Raw genomic sequence first — 22,453 nt, 5'->3', positions numbered from 1 at the left:
GTTTCTTTTATTTAATGTGATTTATGCCTTATTTATTGCCGTGGTTTTTATGGTTTCTTTTCTTAACTGAACAAAGAAATAACATTTATTCATTTAACCTTAAGAGGATGAGACTTTCGGAAAAATCTTTTACAGGCTGCGCTGTGCAAGGGATCACAAGTTTTCGGCAAAGCGGGCATCCTGGCCTTAAAAGATGATATATTCAGCCGACCTGTTGATATCTCGCGTGATAGTTATGAAAGTATCGTTTCAGATCAAGCTGTTTATTTCGCTGGTCGCCTTTTTCTCAGTGCTGTTCGCATTACTGGGCGGATATTATTATGTCGATGTCGGCAGGCAGCTTTATCAGGAAATGAGCGCACGCGCAAAAATACAGGCTGAAGAAATTGCGCTTATTCCAACCCTGCGAAAAGAAGTCGAACAAAAGGATATCCAGGGCATCCATGACTTTATGCAGAAAATAGCCGCCCGCAGCGACGCCAGTTTTATTGTGATTGGTGACAATAAGGGGCTGCATCTTTTCCACTCCGTGTTTGCCGACCGGGTAGGCAAAACGCTGGTTGGCGGAGATAACGACGAGGTATTACACGGCAAAAGCACCATCACCATCCGCAAGGGCGGGTTAGGCATTTCACTGCGCAGCAAAGCGCCCATTTTTAATGATGCCGGGCAGGTGGTGGGGATTGTTTCGGTAGGCTATCTCACAAGCTATCTGGACACCATCACCGTCAGCAAGGTGGTTAATATCCTGATTGCCGCCGTGCTGCTGCTTATCGCCCTGTTTATTTTCTCCTGGTTCTTCACCCGCAGCATCAAGAAGCAGATATTCTCTCTGGAGCCGCGCGAAATCGGCCTGCTGGTGCGCCAGCAAAAGGCGATGATGGAATCCATTTATGAAGGGGTGATTGCCATCGATGACGATCTCCGCATTGAGGTGATCAACCAGGCGGCGCGTAAATTATTAGGCTTACGCCAGCCCGCCCGCGAACTGCGGGGTCAACTCATCAGCCAGGTGATCGCGCCCGTCCCGTTCTTCAACGCGCAAACCATGCTTGCGAAAGACACCCACGATGAGATCTGTCGCTTTAACGATCTCACGGTCATTGCCAGCCGGGTGCGGATAATGCTGGAAGATGCATTGCAGGGCTGGGTGATCACCTTTCGCGATCGCAACGAGATCGACTCGCTCAGCGCCCAGCTCAGCCAGGTGAAGCGCTACGTTGATAACCTGCGCATCATGCGCCATGAACAGCTGAACCGCATGACTACGCTGTCCGGCCTGCTGCATATGGGCCGTTATGACGAGGCAATTCGCTATATACAGGCGCAGTCGGAACACGCTCAGGAGCTGCTGGACTTTATCTCGTCCCGCTTTAGCTCTCCGACGCTGTGTGGTTTGCTGCTTGGAAAGGCCGCCCGCGCGCGTGAAAAAGGCGTTGAGCTGAGTTTCGATCCGGCCTGCCGGGTGGATAAACCGTTCCTGCCGCTGCTCGAATCGGAACTTATCTCGATCATCGGGAACTTGCTGGATAACGCCATTGAAGCGACCCAGCGTGCACCGCTCCCGCATGCCCCGGTGGACGTGCTGATAAAGCTGAACGAGCAGGAACTGATTATTGAAGTCGCCGACCAGGGCGTCGGCATCACACCGGAGATCCGCGACCGGATCTTTGAGCGCGGCATCACCACCAAAACGCGCGGCGATCATGGTATTGGCCTGTATCTGATTGAAAGCTATGTCACACAGGCTGGCGGTGCAATTGAAGTTGCCGATAACACCCCACGCGGTGCCATTTTCTCACTGTTTATTCCCGCCACGGGAACGGCCCGGCACCCCGTACAGGAACTGGAAGATACCGACTATGCAACATGAACTTATCGACGTACTGATTGTTGAAGACGAGAACGAACTGGCGCAACTGCACGCGGAGCTTATCGGTAAACATCCGCGTCTGAGGCTGGTGGGGATTGCCGCGTCGCTGGCCGACGCGCAGGTACAACTGGAGAGCAAACAGCCGAAGCTGATGCTGCTGGATAACTACCTGCCGGACGGCAAAGGCATCACCCTTATCAGCAACCCGATGCTCACCCGCGCCAACTGCTCGGTGATTTTCATCACCGCCGCCAGCGATATGGACACCTGTAGCCAGGCCATTCGTAACGGCGCGTTTGACTATATCCTTAAGCCGGTCTCCTGGAAGCGGCTCAGCCAGTCGCTGGAGCGTTTTGTGCAGTTTGCCGAACAGCAGCGCGTCTGGAAGATTGTCGACCAGCAGAACGTGGATTCACTCTATCAGTTACAGGCGAAAAACTATCGTCTGGACAACGGCAGCAAAGGGATAGAGGAGAACACGCTGGCGCGGGTGCAAATGCTGTTTAACAACAAGGCGGCGCACTGTTTTACGGTGGATGAGGTGGTGAGCGAGACGGGCCTGAGTAAAACCACCACCCGGCGCTATCTGGAACACTGCGTGGAGGTGGGTTTTCTGACGGTGGAGATGCTGTACGGTAAGATTGGACATCCGAGAAGGATGTACAGGCGTAGTGCGACTTAACTCCCCTCACCCCGGCCCTCTCCCCAAAGGGGCGAGGGTGAAAAGACGGCTCCGTGCAATCCCCTCTCCCCTTTGGGGAGAGGGTGAGGGTCCCTACTTCAATACGTACCCATACAGCCGCTTGATCCCGTCCGCATCCTTCTCGCTGTAAACGCCCTGCAACTCTGGGGAGAACCCCGGCAGCATATTAATGCCCTCTTCCAGTGCCAGGAAGTAGCGCTGTACTGCTCCACCCCAGACTTCCCCCGGCACCACGCACAGCACGCCCGGCGGGTATGGCAGCGCACCTTCGGCGGCAATGCGTCCTTCGGCGTCACGAATACGCACCAGTTCGACGTTCCCGCGAATGTACTCCTGGTTGGCATCCTGGGGGTTCATCACCACGGCAGGCAGGCTCTCCTGACGGAACATCGCCTTCTGTAAATCCTTCACGTTAAAGCTGACGTAGAGATCGTGCATCTCCTGGCATAGCTGACGGATCGTATAGTCGCGGTAACGCACCGGGTATTTCTGATAGATGGTCGGAAGCACATCCGCGAGCGGTGTGTCGTCTTCAATATGCTGTTCAAACTGCCCCAGCATCGCCACCAGCTGCATCAGCTTCTCCGCGCTCTCGGCTGGCGTCAGCAGGAACAGGATGGAGTTGAGATCGCACTTCTCCGGCACAATGCCGTTCTCGCGCAGGTAGTGGGCGAGAATGGTCGCCGGAATGCCGAAATCGGTATAGTGCCCTGTTTCAGCATCAATGCCCGGCGTGGTCAGCAGCAGCTTGCACGGATCGACGAAATACTGCTCGCGGGCATAGCCTTCAAAACCGTGCCATTTTGCACCCGGTTCAAAACTAAAGAAGCGACGTTCGCTGGCGATGGCCTGCGTGGGGTGATCCTGCCATGGCCGCCCCGCCACCACCGGTGGGATAAACGGTTTGATCATATGGCAGTTAGCGATGATGGCCTTGCGCGCTTCAATGCCCAACTCGACACACTCCGCCCACAGCCTGCGTCCGCTTTCGCCCTCGTGGATCTTGGCGTTCACGTCCAGCGCCGCAAACAGCGGGTAAAACGGGCTGGTGGAGGCATGCAGCATGAACGCGTTGTTCAGCCGCTTGTGCGGGCAGAAGCGCGACTGACCGCGAATATGGTTATCCTTTTTATGGATCTGCGACGTTTGTGAGAACCCGGCCTGCTGCTTGTGGACCGACTGGGTCACGAAAATTCCCGGATCGTTCTCGTTCAGTTCCAGCAGAAGCGGAGACGTTTCCGCCATCATCGGGATAAATTGCTCGTAGCCGACCCAGGCGGAGTCAAAGAGGATGTAGTCGCAAAGGTGCCCGATCTTGTCGATCACCTGACGGGCGTTGTAGATCGTGCCATCGTAGGTGCCGAGCTGAATGATCGCCAGACGGAACGGGCGCGCCTCGGCGGCTTTCTGCGGCGCGACGTCACGGATCAGTTCCCGCAGCCAGGCCTCATCAAAGCAGTGCTCATCAATCCCGCCGATAAAACCAAACGGATTACGGGCTGCCTCAAGATAGACAGGCGTTGCCCCGGCCTGGATCAGCGCCCCATGGTGGTTGGACTTGTGGTTGTTACGATCGAACAGCACCAGATCGCCACGAGTCAGCAGCGCATTGGTCACCACTTTATTGGCCGCCGACGTGCCGTTCAGCACGAAGTAGGTTTTATCCGCGTTGAACACTTTCGCCGCGAACTTTTGCGCGTGCTTGGCAGAACCTTCGTGGATCAGCAAATCACCGAGCTTCACGTCGGCATTGCACATATCGGCACGAAACACGTTTTCACCGAAGAAGTCGTAGAACTGCCGCCCCGCCGGGTGTTTTTTGAAAAAGGCGCCGTGCTGGTGACCCGGACAGGCAAAGGTGCTGTTTCCCATCGCCACATACTGGCTCAGGGTGTCAAAAAAGGGTGGCAGCAGGTTCTCTTCATACCGGCAGGCGGCAGATTCCAGTTCCAGCAATTCCTGTGCTTTACCCGAGATGATCGCCGTGACACCCTCTGGCACCTCTCCTGGCTCTGTTGAGAACATAAATACCGGTAGCTGAAAGCCCGTACGCTTCAGCAACGCGAGAATGCCGCTGTAGCTTTCAACAACCGTAATGACGACTGCCGCCACATCGGTGAAATCAGTGTTATCCAGCATAACCTTTTCGCGATGCGTAGAAACTTTGGATACCAGCTCGCGGCTGACGGCAATTTTCATGGTTTTCATAGGCGCAAATACCCTCACCGAACGGTGAGACAGGAAGGAGAAAATTCGCGCAATCATGTCACCTTTTATTTTCAGGTGCAAGAAGGAATCAGTATGCGTTACGCCTCCCAAAGCTAAGCGTAATCAGGGACGAACGTGCCATAATGATGCAATGCCAGTGCTTAAATAACAGGAGTTAAACGTGGTAATTGGACCCTTTATCAATGCGGGAGCCGTATTGCTGGGCGGTGTACTTGGGGCAGTATTAAGCCAGCGGTTGCCGGAGCGTATTCGCGTCTCCATGCCCTCCATTTTTGGCCTGGCGTCGTTAGGGATTGGTATCCTTTTAGTGGTGAAATGCGCCAACCTGCCGGTGATGGTACTGGCGACGCTGCTCGGCGCGCTGATCGGCGAATTTTGCTATCTGGAAAAGGGCATCAATCACGCGGTAGGCAAAGCCAAAAATCTGATTGCCCGACCGGGCAAGGCGAAGCACGGCACGCACGAGTCGTTTATTCAGAACTACGTTGCGATCATTATTCTGTTCTGCGCCAGCGGCACGGGGATATTCGGTTCGATGCAGGAAGGGATGACCGGCGATCCCAGCATATTGATTGCGAAAGCGTTTCTGGATTTCTTTACTGCCACCATCTTTGCCACCACCCTCGGCATCGCCGTCGCCGCGATTTGCGTGCCGATGTTGCTTATTCAACTGGCGCTGGCCACCTGCGCCACGCTGATCCTGCCGCTGACAACACCAGCGATGATGGCAGACTTTACCGCCGTCGGCGGCCTGTTGCTGCTGGCGACAGGGCTGCGAATCTGTGGCATTAAGATGTTTGCAGTGGTGAACATGCTCCCTGCCCTCCTGCTCGCGATGCCGCTATCCGCGCTCTGGACGCACTTTTTCGCTTAAGTTTGCGACGAATTGGTGAGAGAGTGTGCAGTCTGCACCGAAAGCAACAAATTTCGTTGACGCCGGAGGGAGGATCGGGTTTAATGCGCCCCGTTGCCCGGATAGCTCAGTCGGTAGAGCAGGGGATTGAAAATCCCCGTGTCCTTGGTTCGATTCCGAGTCCGGGCACCAAATTTCATATTAACGGACCTCCACGGAGGTCCGTTTTTGCATTCTGAGCCCGCCAGAATCATTACTTCTGCATTCCCTTAACGACACCCCAACCACTGCGTCAGCAGCGCATGCAGTTTAGCTGGCTCCAGAGGCTTGCGGAGTACCAGGTACCCCTCCTGCTCCGCCTCCAGCAGAACCGGTGAATTAAATTCGCCGCTAACTATCGCGCCGCTCATATCCGGCAGACGTTCAAAAAGCGCTTTCAGGATATCGAAGCCGCTTTCGCCGGATCGCAGGCGCTGGTCGCACAGCACGGCGAACGGCGTAAGGCCGTCGTCGATTATGGCAAACGCTTCTTCAGCGGAGGCCGCACAGCGTACGTCGATTCCCCAGACGCTCATCAGGCTCTCCCAGGCAGACGTCACCAGCGGGTCGTCATCGACGACCAGGCAGGAACCGTGCAGCGGCGCATAGCGTACCGGCGTGGCGGTGTTATCAGCGGCGGGCGGGGTATCCAGCACGCTATCTTCGCCAGCATATTGGGTAAAGCGCATCCAGAAGCGTGAGCCTTTCCCTTCAATGGATTGCATCCCGTATTTCACCTTCATCAGCTTGGCACAACGGGCAACGACGGCCAGTCCCAGCCCGTGTCCGGCGCTGTCGATCTTCCATGCCAGCTCGGGGCGGTAGTAAGGTGAGAAGATTTTGCCCTTCTCTTCATCGGCGATACCGACTCCCGTGTCCCACACCTCCACCATACACTCGTCACCGCGCGGTCGGATGGCGACCAGCACCCCGCCCTGGAGCGTGTAGCGAAGGGCGTTTTGAATCAGGTTGATCAGGGACTGTCGCACCAGTAGCGGATCGCCCATCACGTAGATATGGCGTTTAGGCCGCCGGATGCACAGCCTAAGCGCGCGGCTGTTGGCCTCTTCACGAAACAGCGTGATGACCGAGTCGAGCAGAGCACCGATATCCACTTTGGTCGGGGCAGAGAGGACATTCCCGGATTCTATTTTGCTGAGATCGAGCAGAGAGTTGAGCATTAAATGTACCGAGCGAACGCTCTGCTGAAGGTCAAGAAGCTGTGGCGTCAGGCTGCCGTCCCGGTTTCGATGGAGGATGGCTTCGATCAGAAAGCCCATAGCATGCACAGGCTGGCGCAAATCGTGGCTGGCGGTGGTCAGAAACTGATTTTTATCCAGCAGTGCCTGCTCCGCGTCCTCTTTGGCCTGACGAAACTGTTCCGCCAGCCGTGAGCTTTTTTCCTCCAGCAGCGCTTGCTGAATAAAGAACGCATGGGAAGTTAACGCATGGCGGTAAATTGCGAAGCCGTAAAGCAGATTCAGCATGAGCACGATGAACATCAACTCATCCAGCCGCCAGATAATACCGAGGTTCAGCACCCCCCAGGAGGCGAAGAAAAAACGCGTGAAGGTACTAATGACAGGCGTCAGATGTGTCGCATTGGCAGCGACGATGGCGGCGATGCTGATATTAAGTAACAGGAAAAAGTCAAAATTCTGCGTCTGTGGCGTAATTAAATAGAGTGAAGAAATTCCCAGCCCGTGAATAAAGGCAATATTATTAATACGCGGAAGCCAGCGTCGCAGGACGTCCCTCTCACCGTTTTCTTTCGCTTCACGCTGATAGCATCGGTGCAATAGTCGTATCGCCACGGCACATAGCAGATAAATAATTATCCAGATAATCGTTGGGCCGAGGTCGTCCCCAAGCATATAAATCCAGATGGCGAAAGGAATACCCACAAAGGGCACAGCACTAAAGCTAAATACCAGCCGAAGAAAGGTGTTGTTTAGCAAACGGATCTGCGCCGGAGCAGAGATACCATCATTTTGTAAGCTCTGGAAAAACCTCATTCCGACGGTTCCTGCTTGCCATGCAGAAGCGTGATGGCTTCAACCCGGCTGTTAACGCCTATCTTTTTCAATATATTGCTGATGTGTTCTTTAACCGTGGGCTCAGAAATTGAAAGCTGTGCGGCGATTCGTTTATTTGGCAGGCCGCGCATAATCATATTTAACACGTCTATTTGTCGCGGCGTTAAGTTAAATTTACTTAACTTCTCATTATTGGCCTTAACGGAAATTTCGTTTCCCTCAGGAAACCAGGTCTGATTATCAGTGAGTGCGAAAACGGCCCGCGAGAACATCTCAGGTGGCTCGCTTTTCAATACAAAACCGTGTCCCCCGGCGGCATTAACTTTGCGCCAGATATCATTATTGTCATCCCCGCTGACCACCAGGAGTCGTACCTGTGGGTAAAGTTGTTTTACTTCTTTGAGTAATTTCAGGGCCGTTCCGGAAGAGAGCCAAAAATCGATTACCAGCAAACGTGGCGGGCCATGATCTCTAATTTGTCGGTAGCAATCATCCTCATTCGTCACCACACACGCCTGTTTAAACTGGCAATGTGTAATCAGAAAATTGGCGATGCCGCTTGCTACCAATGGATGGTCATCAACGACTAACGCATAATTCTGTCCCAAAGGAGCCTCCTTTTACCTTCGCATATCTTAGAGTACAGATGAATTATTATCTACCCACCCTACTTTAGGAGGGTTTTTTTCGATTAGGAAAGAGAAATATATTATTCGCTGATTTGGGTAAAAGAAAACATAAATACAATCAGTGAAATTAACTGGTTGGATATCAAGGATAATTTATGAAAAAACCACTAATCGTTTTAACCGTTACGTTGATGTTAGCCGGTTGTTCCACGTTGAAAACCGATCAGGCTATTCCACTCCTCCAGGCGGAGACCGCTAAAATGCTGGGATTGGGCTCATCGGATGAAATAACTGTGACCAACGTTAATGGTGCCCAGCCGGACGCACTGGGAGGACAAAAACTCTCTTATCGCGCCACGACGGAAAAAGGGCGTATTTTCGATTGTTCATCGATGATGATGCCGGGAATTTTAGGATCCGCACCGACGCTGAGCGCGCCAACCTGTACACCTGTTGTCACACATAAATAATTAACGCCGCATCAAAAGGCGTACATAAATAACGCCTTTTACATTATCTGGCGTATCTGAGTTTTCATAAAAAAACGATGTTCCTGACATCATGCTAATGAGTACGGAGATAGCCCGTGAATAACTCTACATCGCATTCTTTAGCGGTTAAGACACCGCTTTCCAGACTTTACCTCGCTCTATTTTCCGCGCCGCTGTTACTGTTTTTACCTGCCGATATCGCGCGTGCAGCCGATGCCTTTTTTGATGGCGACTCGCGTATTACCGAAACGCTGGGTTACACCGGTGATGTGTATGTTGGACGTAATCAACGCGGAAATCTGTTGATCGATAATGGCAAAATCACCGCCTATAACATCAATATCGGTCGGCTGTTCGACGGCAAAATTTATGAAAGCGTGGTCACGGTCCGTGGGCCAGACGCTGAGCTTAACGCGGTGAACGATCGGTACGTCCTGCGCGGCGACCTGAATCTTGGCCTCGGCACCCTGCGAGTCGAAGAGGGCGCGCTGGCGAGTGCAAAGGAGATTGTTGTCGGCACCACCCGCGGCTACGACAGCCACCTTATCGCCACGGGTGCTGGCTCTCGTGTGACCAGTAATTTTCTCAGCGTAGGCACCGATCTGGGCGCACGCTCCACGCTTGCGATTGAAGACGGCGCTGCGCTCAATACCGCTTACGATGCACGCATCGGCAACGGTACCGGACCGGGTGAAACCGACACGCTGAGCCCGAAAGCCACCGTCACAGGTAGCGGCTCACAGTGGAACGTTGGCCGTACGTTGACGCTTTATGGCGACCTGGACGTGCTGAACGGCGGAACGGTTAACGTTGGCGGCGTGCAGGTGGCAGGCGTCTCCGGGGCAGGGAAAACCGCCGAGCTGGTTATTGCGGGCGAGGACTCGCGCTTTACCAGCGGCAGCAGCGTGAGCGTGGGCGATTACGGCAATGGCGTGCTGTCTGTGATTGACGGCGGTTCATTTTCCGCTGGCAGCAATGCGCTGATCGTGGGGACATCGGGTTCCGGCTCGAACCGGGGTGCGCTCATCATCGGCAGCCGCGGCAATATGGACACCGGCACGGGTTTAACTGAGCCAACGCTTGGCACGGCGGGCGGCGCAGGTACCCTCGATGCGAAGACGGCAATAAGCCTGCGTGGCGGACTGTTCGGCAGCTATGTCTACTTCAACCATACCGACGGAAATTACATCTTCAGCAACACGATGAGCGGTGAAGGTGATGTGATCAACACCTCCGGGCAGACGACGCTGAACGGCGATCTTTCCGCACTCAAGGCGAACGTCACCGCGCGGGGCGGTAAAGTCATTATTGCCAGCAATATTAATACCCAACCAGAAGACGATATTTTTGACGTCCAGACGCTTAGCGCGGAGAACGGCGGCACGCTGATCCTCAATGCGACGGCGGGTTCAGACGTCAGCAACGGGGTGGGTTACAGCAGCGCCGCGTCAATCAAGTCCGGCGGCACGCTGGGCGGCAACGGGACGCTGGGCCAGACCGAGATCCTGTCCGGCGGACATATCTCGCCCGGCGACGGCACTATCGGTACGTTGACGCTGAAACGCTATCTGAACTTTATCGGCGAATCCTTCTATGACGTCGATATCGCAGGAGATGGCCGCAGCGACCAGCTACTGGTATCGGGCAAAACCACCATCAGCAATCAGGCTAAGGTACAGGTCACCGCGCTGGATCCGCAAACCAGCTATAAAACGGGCCAAAGCTACCGCATTTTGACCTCCGACGGGGGAATTGACGGTGAGTTCGCCGGCGCGATCTCCAAATCCGCCTTCCTCGACGTGGCGCTTAAGCAAAGCACCAACGCCGTCGATCTGACCATCGCGCAGAAAGAGACCGGTGGCGAGAATCCTGGAGGAGAAAATCCCGGAGGCGAAAACCCTGGCGGTGAGAATCCTGGTGGTGAAAACCCCGGAGGCGAAAACCCTGGCGGTGAGAATCCTGGTGGAGAAAACCCCGGAGGCGAAAATCCTGGCGGTGAGAATCCTGGCGGTGAAAACCCCGGAGGTGAAAACCCGGGCAGCGGCAAGCCGGGCATTTTCCAGACCGTGGCCCAAAGCAGCAACCAGTGGAATACCGCTGGCGCGCTCTCCACGCTGACGCAAAGCGGCCCGTCTCTGGCGCTGTATAACTCGCTGCTTCTGCTGAGCGCACCGGAAGCGCGCGAGGCGTTCAACCAGCTTTCTGGTGAAGTTTATCCGTCAATGCAGTCCAACCTGATCGCTGGCAGCACGCAGGTGTTTAACGTGTTAAACCAGCGCATGCAGCGCGCGTTTGATAACGACAGCCTGCCGATACCACCGTTAGCCATGTCGCTGGTGCAGCAGCCGGAGCCGCAAAACAATGGCGTCTGGGGCCAGACCTTCAGCTCCTGGAGCCGAAACAGCGGCGACGGTAACGTGGGCAAGCTGGACGGCAACACCACCGGCTTCCTGCTGGGGGCAGATCGCAAGCTGGCGGACCATAACGTGCGTGTCGGCGGCTACTTCGGCTACAGCCGGGGTGATTACGACGTCGACAGCCGTCGCTCCTCAACGGATACCGACAACTATCACCTTGGCCTGTATGCGGCGGGTCAACAGGATGCGTTCTCCCTTCGCGGCGCGCTGGGGTACACCTGGCACAAGATTGAAGGCGAGCGCAATGTTGATTTCAGCGGTTTCTCGGATCGGCTGAAGTCAGATTACGACGCCAACTCCCTGCTGGCGTTCACCGAAGCGGGCTACCGTTTCGGCCAGCCAGACAGGAATATTGAGCCGTTCGTCAATTTATCGTACATCCGGCTGCATACCGACAGCTTCAGGGAAGACGGCGGTGCCGCTGCGCTGAGCGTCCGTAACGAAACGATGAACACCTTCTACACGACACTCGGGTTGCGCGGTGTGACCGAGCTGCCGAAGCACGTTAACCTCTACGGTTCGTTGGGCTGGCAGCACGCCTATGGCGATAAGAATACCTCTTCGCGCATGGCGTTTGCGGGCAGCGACGCGTTCATTACTCAGGGACAGGCCGTGGATGAGGATGTGATGGTCGGTGATATCGGCGTGAGCGTACAGCTGTCGCGTGCTGCGACGCTGGATGTGGGTTACCAGGGACAATATGGTGCGGATACCCGCGTCAACTCGGTTAACGCCAATCTGCGCTGGTCGTTCTGAATTATTTCCATTAAAAGAACCCGCCCTTGTGGCGGGTTTCTGCTTTTGGCTTCTGACGAAGCTAGGGATCGTTCCCAACCGCGTCCAGCAGTTTGTTTTTAAAGATAAACAAACACGCCTCGTTGAAATTCCCTGCCCCTAACCGCTCTGACAGCACCGTTCGCTTGCGATAGAGGCTTTTAACCGACATATTCAGCTTATCTGCAATCTCTTCCATTGACCTCCCTGCCTTCAGCAACCGGATCATTATCGCTTCGTGTCGACTCAGCCGTAAGTTAAGCAGCCATTTGGTGGTCAGACGCCTGCCTTTCATATCAAGCACCAGATTGAATAACGACGCCATATCCGGAGCCGTAAGCGACGTGTTCATAAACAGCTTCATACTGAGAAGATCCTCCTCTCGAGGACGCATATCCAGCATAACGCAGCAGATCGTTTTTCTCGTTCTGGCCGGATGGCGTATCAGGTAATCATATAAACGGAGCGGCGTACGGCTATCAATCAGTACAGTATATTCATTTGCGTCGGTATCAAATATGTTTCTGTCTATCGAACTGAGGCAAATTATATCCGGGAAAAATAGCCGCATCCCCCTGACAAGGAAACAATCCTGAGTCACTAACACTATTGAAGTCGCCACTAACCATCCCTTTTAGATTAAAGCAAGCCCGCCTCTTAAGAAACAAGAACGCTTTCGTTTATAGCGTTTTACATTAACGGCAAATGTTTTCTGGCTTTGATCATCCCTCAATATGACATTGGTGAGCTAGACTTTTTGCAGACTATCACTCAATGCCTGGCGTTAATTATAAATAAAAAAGAATTTCAGAAAAGTCACTTCTCTGAACATTAAGAATTTTTGTCATGAAACTTCCCAAACATGCACCAGAAAGTACTTTAATTAACTCAGAAGAACTTCATTTTGAATATAACAAAACAGGAAGCAGAGAAAGAAAAATCATTTAATATCAATTAATTAAAAACATCAACCCTGCACTAAATTATCTAAAAAACTTACTTCTCCCAGAATTATCTCAAAACCTCCCAGCCGCTTTTCAACTTATTTATCCCCCAACACATCGGGTGTACATTAAGCCCAATCAGACCACTGAGATGAGGGCTCATAATTACCTTTAAGTAAGTACCCCATAACGTAGCATCATTCAGATTTAATGTTCTCCTTTATGCCCTTTAACGCAGAGTTAAAAGGCGGCCGTGTTATGCAATGGATTCACAATAAACAAATGGCAAATAGATATGGAAAGATCGCTTAGCTTCACTACGTTATTCTTTTATCGCACCACAATATTATTGTTCCTGCTTTTACTCTTTCCTGTTCTGGTTCAGGCTGATGAATCCGTTTATGAGCATCAGATACAACAGGCACGTAACGGTAATTACGCTCTGTTTCTTGATTACCTACAGCGCTATGAGCAACAACATGCTTTAACACCCGGACAGGTTGCGGACTGGTTACAGGTAGCCTCCTGGGCAGGACGCGATGACGAAGTTATCCGGGTCTGGCAGCGTTATGGTATTTATATGCCGCTTCCCGCTCGCGCCATCGCTGCCGTCGCCCAGTCCAGAAGAAACCAAAAAGCCTGGCCATCCGCCTTATCGCTGTGGAAAGAGGCGCTCAGCCTTGCGCCGGATAACGACGATTACCGCATCGGCTATGTGAAGACTCTGGCCGATGCCCGCAAAGATCGCCTCGCGCTTTCGGAAGCCCGGCAGCTGGTTAAAGACAATCCTTCTCCCGCGCACCTTGAGACGCTCTCCTATGTCTGGATGCGCCAGGGAAAAAACAGGGATCGGCTGCTGGCTGACATGCGCGCGCTGAGCGCCGCGCCAGGGAATGAGGCCCTTCTTCGCGAGACGATCGATGCGCTAACGGATAACCGGGTAAGCACGCCCGCACTCTGGCTGTCACAAAACGCGGCGCTCTCTCCTGCGGAGCGCCGCCGCCTTGAGCGTAACGCCGCGGCTGAACGGGTACGCCTGGCGGATGTGCCTGGCAGAACGGAGAAAGAGCGCCTGCGGCTGGCACAAAACGCATTAGATCGCTATCACGCCCTGCTTTCCCGCTGGCAAAACGACCCGCAGGCGGCTGAAGACGTCATCCTTGCCCGTATCGTTCGGCTTGGCGCCCTGTATGCGCAGGGTAATTACCAGCAGGTCATTAGCGAATATGAGTCGCTGACGGCCGCACAGCATCCGGTGCCGGACTGGGCCATCGGCTGGGTGATCTCTGCATATTTGCAGGAGAAAAACACCGTTGCCGCCTTCTCGCTTGTGCAACGCTATCCACACTACGCCTCCGATCCGCAGGATGAGGAGCATGCGCTTTTCTACGCCTGGCTGGATACGGGGCAATATCAGGCCGCCCGCCGCTACGTTGAGCGCGAGACCCGCAGCGTTCCCTGGACCCGCTACGATTTCGGGTCCCCCACCGCCCAGCCAAACGATCGGTGGCTTACCGGGCAGTCACTCAAATTTAACTATTTGCTGGCAACCAACGCCCTGCCGGAGGCCGAAAAGCTGTCGTATCGTCTGGCGTCAACGGCGCCGGGAAATCAGGGATTACAGATTGATTATGCCGCCCTGCTTCAGGCCAGAGGCCTGCCGCGTGCGGCCGAGCAAAAGCTTAAACGAGCAGAGACGCTCGAACCCACGAATCTGGAGCTTGAAAAACAGCAGGCTTACGTCGCAATGGACCTTCAGGAGTGGCGCCAGATGGATTCACTGGCTGATAACGTAATTGCTCGCGCCCCCGCCGATCGCAGCGCCCGTCGCCTGGACAGACTCAGAATGGTCCACCATATGTCTGAGCTGCGTCTGAAGGCGGGTAAAGGATTGCACTCAGATAACCCCGTCAGCGGAAGCCACGACATGAACTGGGACGCCACGCTCTATGGCCCGCCCGTGGCGGATAACTGGCGGCTGTTTGCCGGCACCCGCTATGCCCAGGGGAATTTCGACGAAGGTAAAGGCATCAGCCGCCACCTGTTGGGCGGCGTTGAGTGGCGCCCCCGTGACCTCACGCTCGAAGCCGAGCTCTCCGGCAACCGCTATCACGGCAAAAACAGGCCGGGCGCACGGCTCTCAACAACTTACAGCCTGAGTGATAACTGGCAGGTCAGTGGTAACCTCGAGCGCTTGTCACGCGCCACACCCTTACGGGCATTACGCAATGGGATTAGCGCCAACCGGGGTGAAGGTGGGGTGCGCTGGTATCAAAACGAGCGACGTGAATACCAGTTCAACGCCGCAATCAGCCGCTTCTCAGACCACAACCGCCGTCAGGAATACACCCTCTCTGGGAAAGAGCGTCTCTGGCAGACCCCGACCCTGACGCTGGAGCTCGAACCGGGGATCGCCGCCAGTAAAAACAGCCTGCGGAATACGCTCTATTACAACCCGGCACGGGATCTGTCCGTGACGGCTGCCCTGTCCGTTGACCATGAGATGTACCGCCACTACGACACTCTCTGGAGCCAGCAGTTCGTGGCAGGCGGGGGCAGCTACTGGCAGAAAAATCAGTCACCTGGCGCCGTTACCCTGCTGGGTTACGGGCAACGCATCCAGTGGAACAACGTTGTCGATACTGGCGTGATGCTGAACTGGGATAAGCGCCCTTACGACGGCAAACGCGAGAGCAATCTCTCCGTCACGTTAGATGCGACTTTACGCTTTTAAGGATGAATATGCTGAACACACGTTTTTCTGTAAGCCTGATCGTCATCGGCTGGCTCTGCCTCAGCGCGAGCCTCTGCGCGCAGCCGCTCTCCTTTATGGCCCCTGAAGAGAGGCCGCAGCTGGAGGCCAGCAAACCCTGGCCGGAGAATCAGTTTTTGGTCCTGGCCTACCACGACGTCGAAGATGATGCCGCCGATCAGCGCTACCTCTCCGTTCGCACCAGCGCGTTAAACGAGCAGATAAGCTGGCTTTTGCACAACGGCTATCACGCCGTTAGCGTGCAGGACATTCTGGATGCGCATGAAGGAAAAAAAGCGCTGCCGCCGAAAGCCGTTTTGCTCAGCTTCGACGACGGTTATAGCAGTTTTTACACCCGGGTCTGGCCCCTGCTTCAGGCCTGGAACGTTCCTGCGCTGTGGGCACCGGTGGGCAGCTGGGTGGATACGCCGGCAAATCAAAAAGTTAACTTCGGCGGTCTGATGACGCCCCGCGATCGCTTTGCCACCTGGGATATGGTTCGCGAGCTCAGCCAGTCCCCGCTGATTGAGATTGGCTCGCATACCTGGGCCTCGCATTACGGCATTCCGGCCAACCCGCAGGGAAGCCGTGAACCCGCCATCGCTAACCGTTTTTTTGATAACGCGACGGGGCATTACGAAACCGATGAACACTTCAATCAGCGGATCGCCGCAGACGTACGGAAAGTCACCGATAAAATCACCCAGGTGACGGGAAAAGCGCCGCGTGCCTGGGTGTGGCCCTATGGGGCTGCTAACGGTACATCGCTCGCTATCGCCCAGAAACAGGGCTATCAGCTGGCCTTTACCCTGGAGGACGGGCTGGCAAACGTGCGCGACCTCGGCAACATCCCGCGCCTGCTGATTGCCGGAAATCCGTCGATAAAAACCTTTGCCAACACGGTTAGCCGCGTTCAGGAGTTTGAACCGGTGCGCGTCATGCATGTTGATCTTGATTACGTCTACGATCCCGATCCGGCCCAGCAGACGAAAAACATCAACAAACTCGTCCAGCGGGTCTACGACATGCAAATCAGCCATGTGTTTCTCCAGGCGTTTTCGGATCCGCGGGGCGACGGCAGGATCAGCGCGCTCTATTTCCCCAACCGTCGTCTTCCGGTGCGTGCCGATCTCTTTAATTTTGTCGCCTGGCAGCTACAAACCCGCGCGGGAGTGAAAGTCTTCGCGTGGATGCCGGTTCTCTCTTTCGATCTCAGTCCAGCCTTGCCGCGCGTGCAGCGCCGGGAGCGTCAAACGGGAGAGTTGACCGTGGCCGCCGAGCCCTATATCCGGCTCTCCCCCTGGAGTCCGCAGGTTCGCCAGCAGGTGACGGAGATCTATGAAGATCTGGCCCGCTATGCCAGCTTCAACGGGATCTTGTTCCATGACGACGCAGTGCTGACGGACGTTGACGATGCCGGACAGGATACGACCCGGCAGAAGAGCCAGCGGCTTATCGGCTTTACCCGCACCCTGAGCCAGGCGGTGAAAAACATCCGTGGCCCGCAGATCAAAACCGCGCGGAACATGTTCGCGTTACCCATTCTCGAGCCGGAAAGCGAGGCATGGTTTGCGCAAAATCTGGATGATTTTCTGGCGGCCTACGACTGGACGGTGCCGATGGCAATGCCGCTGATGGAGTCCGTCCCGGCAGAAGAGAGCAATGCCTGGCTGACGCGTTTAGTCAAAGCCGTCGCCGCACGCCCCGGCGCGCTGAATAAAACGATTTTTGAGCTACAGGCCAGGGACTGGGCGCAGAAACCGCAGCGTGCCGTAGCCGATGAACGTCTGGTGGAGTGGATGCGGGTGCTCCAGCTGAACGGCATCAAAAATTACGGTTATTACCCCGACGACTTCCTCAACAACCAACCTGATATTTCGCGTATCAGACCTGAATTTTCTTCGTACTGGTATCCTGACAATGACTGATCGCATTATCGCCTTCTCTATTTTGTGTCTGGTATTCGGGTTGCCGTTAGGCGTAGCCGCGCTGTTTACTGGCGAACTGATTCTGGACTTTGTCTTTTTCTGGCCGCTGTTTATGTCCGTGCTCTGGGTAACCGGCGGCCTCTATTTCTGGTTTCAGCTTGAACGGCACTGGTCGTGGGATAACGCAACACCCGCCCCCGCCTTAGCCGGTGAGCCGTTAATCTCGATTCTTATTCCCTGCTTCAATGAGGAACGCAACGCACGGGAGACCATTAGTGCCGCGCTGGATCAGCGGTACTGGAATGTAGAAGTTATCGCCATCAACGACGGTTCTTCTGATAACACGGCGGAGGTACTGCAACAGCTGGCGCGGGAGCAGCCGCGCCTGCGGGTGATTAATCTCGCGGAGAACCAGGGGAAAGCCGTGGCGCTCAAGGCCGGCGCTGCGGCGGCCCGGGGCGATCTGTTGGTCTGCATTGACGGCGACGCCCTGCTCGACCGCGACACCGCGGCGTATCTGGTGGCACCGCTGATTCAGTATCCCCACGTTGGGGCCGTCACCGGAAATCCGCGTATTCGCACGCGCTCAACGCTGATTGGTCGTATTCAGGTGGGCGAGTTTTCTTCCATTATTGGCCTCATCAAGCGAACGCAGCGGATCTATGGCCGGGTCTTTACCGTCTCCGGCGTCATCGCCGCCTTTCGCCGACAGGCGCTGGCGGATGTCGGGTACTGGAGCCCGGATATGATCACAGAGGATATCGACATAAGCTGGAAGCTTCAGCTTCGCCACTGGGATATCTTTTTCGAGCCACGGGCACTGTGCTGGATCCTGATGCCGGAGACGCTAAAGGGACTGTGGAAGCAGCGTCTGCGCTGGGCGCAGGGGGGGGCAGAGGTGTTTCTGGTTAACCTGCGCAAGATGGCCCGCTGGGAGCATCATCGCATGTGGCCCCTGTTTCTCGAGTACGCCCTATCAACGCTGTGGGCATTTGCCTATGGGGCGACCGTGGTGTTGTTCATTCTCAGCCATATTATCCCTCTTCCCGCGAACCTGGCCGTTGCGAGCCTGTTTCCCCCGGCGTTTACCGGGCTGCTGCTGGGCGTAATGTGCCTGCTGCAATTCCTCGTCAGTTTGTATATCGAGCGGCGCTACGAGCGGAATGTGGCAGGCTCGCTGTTCTGGGTAATCTGGTTCCCGATGGTGTACTGGATGATTGGCCTGTTTACCACCCTCGTGGCATTTCCGAAAGTCATGCTTAAACGTAAACGCGCCCGCGCGCGCTGGATCAGTCCGGACCGGGGTAAAGGGAGCATTCAATGAACGAGAGTACGTTAATTTTGACTGAACATCGGCTGGCACCGCGTCTTTTCGATGCTGCATTAACGCTGATAGCCTGGGGAGGATTCCTGTTTTTCCTGTACGCCAGGCTGTGGATGCAGTTAACCGAGGAGGGCGATCACCGCTGGAACGTAATTATCGCCTCGTTTAATACAGTGCTGGTTTATCTGCTGATTGCCGCGTTCAACGGCTGGCTGCTGATCCTGTGGTATCAGTACAATCGCCGCCGCGCGCATGTGAGGCGGCGTCATCCGGAAATGTTGCGCCATGACGAGCTTGCCCAAAGTTTTAACGTCACGCCGCAAATTATGTCCGAGATGAGCCAGTACAACCTGCTGACGGTTTACCATGACCAGATTGGCCGGATCATTGATTTGAAGATCAGCGAGCAGCAGGACGAGAAAGAAGAGTAAGAAAAAGCCCCCGCAGGTTATCCGGCGGGGGCTTTTTTGTCGCGGGTATGAATTAGTTATCCTTCACCACAATCAGCGGTTCAATATCGCTCTCTTTCTTCACCACCAGCGAGTTATCCCCACGCAGGCAGGTTCCGCCATAATTCCCGCCCACGGTAAAGGTGCAGACCTGAATGTATCTGCCGTCAACCTTCGGCAGGCACCATAGCTGCTGGTAGATATTCTTGCGGTCAACAAACTTGCCGCTGGACTGGTCCAGCAGTTCGTCCTGGGCGCCGATCAGATCGATATTGCTCCCGCAGCGTCCGGCGATCGGTTTAACGGCATAACCGGTCCGTTTGAGCAGATCGTTGACCTCAAAATCGGTATCCAGCAGGTAACGGTGGTTCGGGAAGAGCTGCCACAGCACCGGCAGGATCGCCTTGTTACCTGGGATCACCGTCCACAGCGGTTCAAAGACCAGCACTTCCGGGCGCAGCAGGACGTCAATCAGGCGCACTTCACCTTGCGGGTGACCGGTGCGGATAGGCACGGCGGCGTACTCGGTTTCGCTCACCTCGCGGATCTGCTCAATCGCCGTTTCCCAGGCCCAGGTTTTCCATACGCAGTTAACGTGACGGCCTTCATCATCAATCAGTTGCCCGGCGGCATCCCAGCTCAGCGCGCCCAGTCCATGCAGGATTTTGGTTTCAAACCCGGCCTGGATCAGCGAGCGCTGAATAAAGAGCGCGTGGTAATCCTCTTCAATATCGTTGTCCTGCATGATATGGACGAACGGCCGCGCGTGGCTGTGCTTCCATGCGCCGGTCAGCTCCTCCAGCAAGCCTTCCGCCGGATTGTGGCCGGTGCCGCGATAGCCGTTTTTCACCCACTCTTCAAGAATCAGCCCGCCCTCGGTATGGCAGGAGGCGGAATCCGCGTTGTACTCGTAAACCTTAATGCCGCGCTCATCCATGCAGAAATCCATACGACCGGTGATCATATGGTGACGACGCCACTGCCAGGAGAGGCGCAGACGCGGCCAGAGGATTTTTGGGATGTCGAAAAGCGCGAGTAAGCTGTCGTCTTTCAGCACCTTGTCGGTGGCATGAAGGTACATCAGGTGCAGTTCGTTGGTGGCTTTGATCAGCTCCTGCTCGGCGCTTTCGGTAATGGTGAAATACTGGCAGGGATCGTTGTTGATAACGTGGCCGTTGGCGCGAACGTACGCCTGTTGCAGGGCGTCGTCTTCATTGAGCCATTTCCCGTCGAACTGGCGGTTGTTCTTCAACCGCGCGCCGCTGATTTTCAGCAGTTCACCGTCGATCTCCGGCTGAGGAATACTGTGTTCCGTCTCCTCCGTCTGGATCATCCAGCCGAGGATCTCGGTATCGTTGAACGTGTCATGAAGCGTATAGCAACCGTCCTCCACGCTCAGACGCAGCTCGCGCGTCCACTGCTGCCCCATCGGCAGCGGGGAGTGAATAACGTTCTGCTCGGCAATGCGTACTCTGTCATCCAGCAGCTGGGTAATGACGGCGACGTGGCCGGTCTCATGAAACTCACCGCCCTTTTGCCAGATGAGCAGCGCACCGGCCTGCGGCGCGCGTTTTGAGCCATTGGCAAAGGCCTGTAGCGGCAGAATATTGTCGTTTACCACCTGGCGCAAAAAACGCAGGGAGAAGATCTCCCACGCCATCCCGACGTCGGTAAAGACAAACCCGTGATTGAGAAACAGGAAACGGCGCGCAAACTCAACGCACTGCCATTTATGGCCCATGTACTCGTTGCCGATATAGCTGCGGAATTCCGCATCTTCCGGGTAGTGACGCGGATCGAGACTGCCGTAATTTGAAGAGTAAATCGCCACGCCACCCGGCGCATAACCTAATAACGTCCCGAAGGGGGCGTCACTGCTTAACGTTCCTTTACGCATGTGTCCAACCTAAAACAGGCAGGCGGCAATTTTTTTGTGGGGTTGTCGTCGTCTGCACGTTGTAATTAACTGACAGAGGTGGCGTTATCATACACCCGCCCTGCCCATTACGCTCGCATCGTTAAACGGTTCCTGCATCTCCTGCTACACTGCCTCAACACAACACCAAAGAGGCAGGCCAACATGTCAGATAACACCTATCAGCCACCGAAAGTGTGGGAATGGAAACAGAATAACGGCGGCGCGTTCGCCAATATCAACCGTCCCGTCTCGGGCGCGACGCACGAGAAAGAGCTACCTGTGGGCGCGCACCCGCTCCAGCTGTACTCTCTCGGTACGCCGAATGGACAGAAAGTTACCATCATGCTGGAAGAGCTGCTGGCGCTGGGCGTGACGGGCGCGGAATACGACGCATGGTTGATCCGCATTGGCGAGGGCGATCAGTTCTCCAGCGGTTTTGTCGACGTGAACCCGAACTCGAAGATCCCGGCCCTGCGTGACCACTCCACCACCCCGCCGACGCGCGTCTTTGAATCCGGCAATATCCTGCTCTATCTGGCCGAGAAATTTGGTCACTTCCTGCCAAAAGATCCGGCAGGACGAACGGAAACCCTGAACTGGCTGTTCTGGTTACAGGGCGCGGCCCCGTTCCTCGGCGGCGGTTTTGGCCACTTCTATAACTACGCGCCAGTGAAGATTGAGTACGCTATCGATCGCTTCACCATGGAAGCTAAACGCCTGTTCGACGTGCTGGACAAACAGCTGGCGCGCGGTCGTTACGTAGCGGGTGAGGAATATACCATTGCGGATATGGCAGTCTGGCCATGGTTTGGCTGCGTGGCGCTGGGCAGCGTCTATAACGCCGCCGAGTTCCTGGATGCCGGGAAGTACACCAACGTGCAGCGCTGGGCAAAAGATGTGGCGAATCGTCCGGCCGTGAAACGCGGGCGCATTGTTAACCGTACCAACGGCGAGCTGAACGAGCAGTTGCATGAGCGTCATTCAGCAAGCGACTTCGATACCCAGACGGAAGATAAACGTCAGGGTTGATCCATGACCGGGCGGTTCGCCGCCCTTCTTCCGCGATGAGAAAAATGCGTCAGCACGCGTGCGCA

The 22,453-nt window shown here is 55.2% G+C and carries 15 protein-coding genes and 1 tRNA gene; 11 read left to right on the top strand and 5 right to left on the bottom strand.

Annotated elements, in window-relative coordinates; genetic code table 11:
- Positions 1-235: 235 nt before the first annotated feature.
- Together ACOTXD_RS01425 and ACOTXD_RS01420 are read left to right on the top strand one after the other, a co-directional pair.
- A complete protein-coding gene (locus tag ACOTXD_RS01425) occupies positions 236-1,873 on the top strand; it encodes an ATP-binding protein (protein WP_003862446.1) in 1,638 nt (545 codons plus the stop codon).
- Complete coding sequence (locus ACOTXD_RS01420) at positions 1,863-2,555, top strand: response regulator (RefSeq protein ID WP_003862448.1); 693 nt, start codon at positions 1,863-1,865, stop codon at positions 2,553-2,555. Before ACOTXD_RS01425 ends, ACOTXD_RS01420 begins: the two co-directional genes overlap by 11 nt.
- Positions 2,556-2,648: 93 nt before the next feature.
- On the opposite strand, the gene ACOTXD_RS01415 is transcribed toward ACOTXD_RS01420, so the two are convergent.
- A complete protein-coding gene (locus tag ACOTXD_RS01415; protein WP_003862450.1) occupies positions 2,649-4,784 on the bottom strand; it encodes an ornithine decarboxylase in 2,136 nt (711 codons plus the stop codon).
- Positions 4,785-4,965: 181 nt separating this feature from the next.
- Here ACOTXD_RS01415 and ACOTXD_RS01410 point away from each other — a divergent pair, with 181 nt between their 5' ends.
- Positions 4,966-5,679, top strand: a complete 714-nt coding sequence (locus tag ACOTXD_RS01410) for a DUF554 domain-containing protein (RefSeq protein ID WP_003862452.1) — start codon at positions 4,966-4,968, stop codon at positions 5,677-5,679.
- Positions 5,680-5,774: 95 nt separating this feature from the next.
- A tRNA-Phe gene (locus tag ACOTXD_RS01405) sits at positions 5,775-5,850 on the top strand.
- A gap of 77 nt (positions 5,851-5,927) precedes the next feature.
- Here ACOTXD_RS01405 and ACOTXD_RS01400 read toward each other — a convergent pair.
- Positions 5,928-7,712 (bottom strand): hybrid sensor histidine kinase/response regulator, encoded by a 1,785-nt coding sequence (locus ACOTXD_RS01400; RefSeq protein ID WP_061856829.1) that lies wholly within the window; start codon positions 7,710-7,712, stop codon positions 5,928-5,930.
- Positions 7,709-8,341 (bottom strand): response regulator transcription factor, encoded by a 633-nt coding sequence (locus tag ACOTXD_RS01395; RefSeq protein WP_003862456.1) that lies wholly within the window; start codon positions 8,339-8,341, stop codon positions 7,709-7,711. The genes ACOTXD_RS01400 and ACOTXD_RS01395 overlap by 4 nt, the downstream gene beginning before the upstream one ends.
- 176 nt (positions 8,342-8,517) lie before the next feature.
- On the opposite strand from ACOTXD_RS01395, the gene ACOTXD_RS01390 reads away from it, so the two are divergent.
- Both ACOTXD_RS01390 and ACOTXD_RS01385 read left to right on the top strand, forming a co-directional pair.
- Positions 8,518-8,832: a lipoprotein gene (locus ACOTXD_RS01390; RefSeq protein ID WP_003862457.1), complete on the top strand. Its 315-nt coding sequence runs from the start codon at positions 8,518-8,520 to the stop codon at positions 8,830-8,832.
- Positions 8,833-8,948: 116 nt separating this feature from the next.
- Complete coding sequence (locus ACOTXD_RS01385) at positions 8,949-12,026, top strand: autotransporter outer membrane beta-barrel domain-containing protein (protein ID WP_045342438.1); 3,078 nt, start codon at positions 8,949-8,951, stop codon at positions 12,024-12,026.
- A 61-nt stretch (positions 12,027-12,087) separates the two neighbouring features.
- Here ACOTXD_RS01385 and ACOTXD_RS01380 read toward each other — a convergent pair whose 3' ends face one another.
- Complete coding sequence (locus ACOTXD_RS01380) at positions 12,088-12,615, bottom strand: helix-turn-helix transcriptional regulator (protein WP_003862459.1); 528 nt, start codon at positions 12,613-12,615, stop codon at positions 12,088-12,090.
- 668 nt (positions 12,616-13,283) lie between these two features.
- On the opposite strand from ACOTXD_RS01380, the gene pgaA reads away from it, so the two are divergent.
- From pgaA to pgaD, 4 genes are read left to right on the top strand one after another with little or no spacing between them, the layout of a single operon-like run.
- Positions 13,284-15,722: a poly-beta-1,6 N-acetyl-D-glucosamine export porin PgaA gene (gene pgaA, locus ACOTXD_RS01375; RefSeq protein WP_421766358.1), complete on the top strand. Its 2,439-nt coding sequence runs from the start codon at positions 13,284-13,286 to the stop codon at positions 15,720-15,722.
- An 8-nt stretch (positions 15,723-15,730) separates the two neighbouring features.
- A complete protein-coding gene (pgaB, locus tag ACOTXD_RS01370) occupies positions 15,731-17,668 on the top strand; it encodes a poly-beta-1,6-N-acetyl-D-glucosamine N-deacetylase PgaB (protein ID WP_058658630.1) in 1,938 nt (645 codons plus the stop codon).
- Complete coding sequence (gene pgaC / locus ACOTXD_RS01365; protein WP_003862462.1) at positions 17,661-18,992, top strand: poly-beta-1,6-N-acetyl-D-glucosamine synthase; 1,332 nt, start codon at positions 17,661-17,663, stop codon at positions 18,990-18,992. Before pgaB ends, pgaC begins: the two co-directional genes overlap by 8 nt.
- The gene (gene pgaD / locus ACOTXD_RS01360) at positions 18,989-19,423 is read left to right on the top strand and encodes a poly-beta-1,6-N-acetyl-D-glucosamine biosynthesis protein PgaD (protein ID WP_023323741.1); all 435 of its coding nucleotides are present in this window, start codon (positions 18,989-18,991) and stop codon (positions 19,421-19,423) included. The genes pgaC and pgaD overlap by 4 nt, the downstream gene beginning before the upstream one ends.
- 52 nt (positions 19,424-19,475) lie before the next feature.
- On the opposite strand, the gene gss is transcribed toward pgaD, so the two are convergent.
- A complete protein-coding gene (gene gss, locus ACOTXD_RS01355) occupies positions 19,476-21,338 on the bottom strand; it encodes a bifunctional glutathionylspermidine amidase/synthase (RefSeq protein ID WP_047053898.1) in 1,863 nt (620 codons plus the stop codon).
- A 183-nt stretch (positions 21,339-21,521) separates the two neighbouring features.
- Between gss and yghU the strand changes: the two genes are divergently transcribed.
- Positions 21,522-22,388 carry a glutathione-dependent disulfide-bond oxidoreductase gene (gene yghU / locus ACOTXD_RS01350; RefSeq protein ID WP_003862465.1) on the top strand — a complete coding sequence of 289 codons (867 nt, stop codon included), beginning with the start codon at positions 21,522-21,524 and terminating at the stop codon, positions 22,386-22,388.
- Positions 22,389-22,453 lie beyond the last annotated feature (65 nt).

Origin of the sequence: Enterobacter cloacae complex sp. CDL013, from assembly GCF_049238805.1 — a bacterium.
Classification (GTDB): domain Bacteria; phylum Pseudomonadota; class Gammaproteobacteria; order Enterobacterales; family Enterobacteriaceae; genus Enterobacter; species Enterobacter hormaechei_C.
This window is presented reverse-complemented; position numbering and strand designations above follow the sequence as displayed.

Coding starts and splice junctions, on each gene's coding strand:
- ACOTXD_RS01425 (WP_003862446.1), top strand. CDS start 236: ATGAAAGTATCGTTTCAGATCAAGCTGTTTATTTCGCTGGTCGCCTTT.
- ACOTXD_RS01420 (WP_003862448.1), top strand. CDS start 1,863: ATGCAACATGAACTTATCGACGTACTGATTGTTGAAGACGAGAACGAA.
- ACOTXD_RS01415 (WP_003862450.1), bottom strand. CDS start 4,784: ATGAAAACCATGAAAATTGCCGTCAGCCGCGAGCTGGTATCCAAAGTT.
- ACOTXD_RS01400 (WP_061856829.1), bottom strand. CDS start 7,712: ATGAGGTTTTTCCAGAGCTTACAAAATGATGGTATCTCTGCTCCGGCG.
- ACOTXD_RS01390 (WP_003862457.1), top strand. CDS start 8,518: ATGAAAAAACCACTAATCGTTTTAACCGTTACGTTGATGTTAGCCGGT.
- ACOTXD_RS01380 (WP_003862459.1), bottom strand. CDS start 12,615: ATGCGGCTATTTTTCCCGGATATAATTTGCCTCAGTTCGATAGACAGA.
- pgaA (WP_421766358.1), top strand. CDS start 13,284: ATGGAAAGATCGCTTAGCTTCACTACGTTATTCTTTTATCGCACCACA.
- pgaB (WP_058658630.1), top strand. CDS start 15,731: ATGCTGAACACACGTTTTTCTGTAAGCCTGATCGTCATCGGCTGGCTC.
- pgaC (WP_003862462.1), top strand. CDS start 17,661: ATGACTGATCGCATTATCGCCTTCTCTATTTTGTGTCTGGTATTCGGG.
- pgaD (WP_023323741.1), top strand. CDS start 18,989: ATGAACGAGAGTACGTTAATTTTGACTGAACATCGGCTGGCACCGCGT.
- gss (WP_047053898.1), bottom strand. CDS start 21,338: ATGCGTAAAGGAACGTTAAGCAGTGACGCCCCCTTCGGGACGTTATTA.
- yghU (WP_003862465.1), top strand. CDS start 21,522: ATGTCAGATAACACCTATCAGCCACCGAAAGTGTGGGAATGGAAACAG.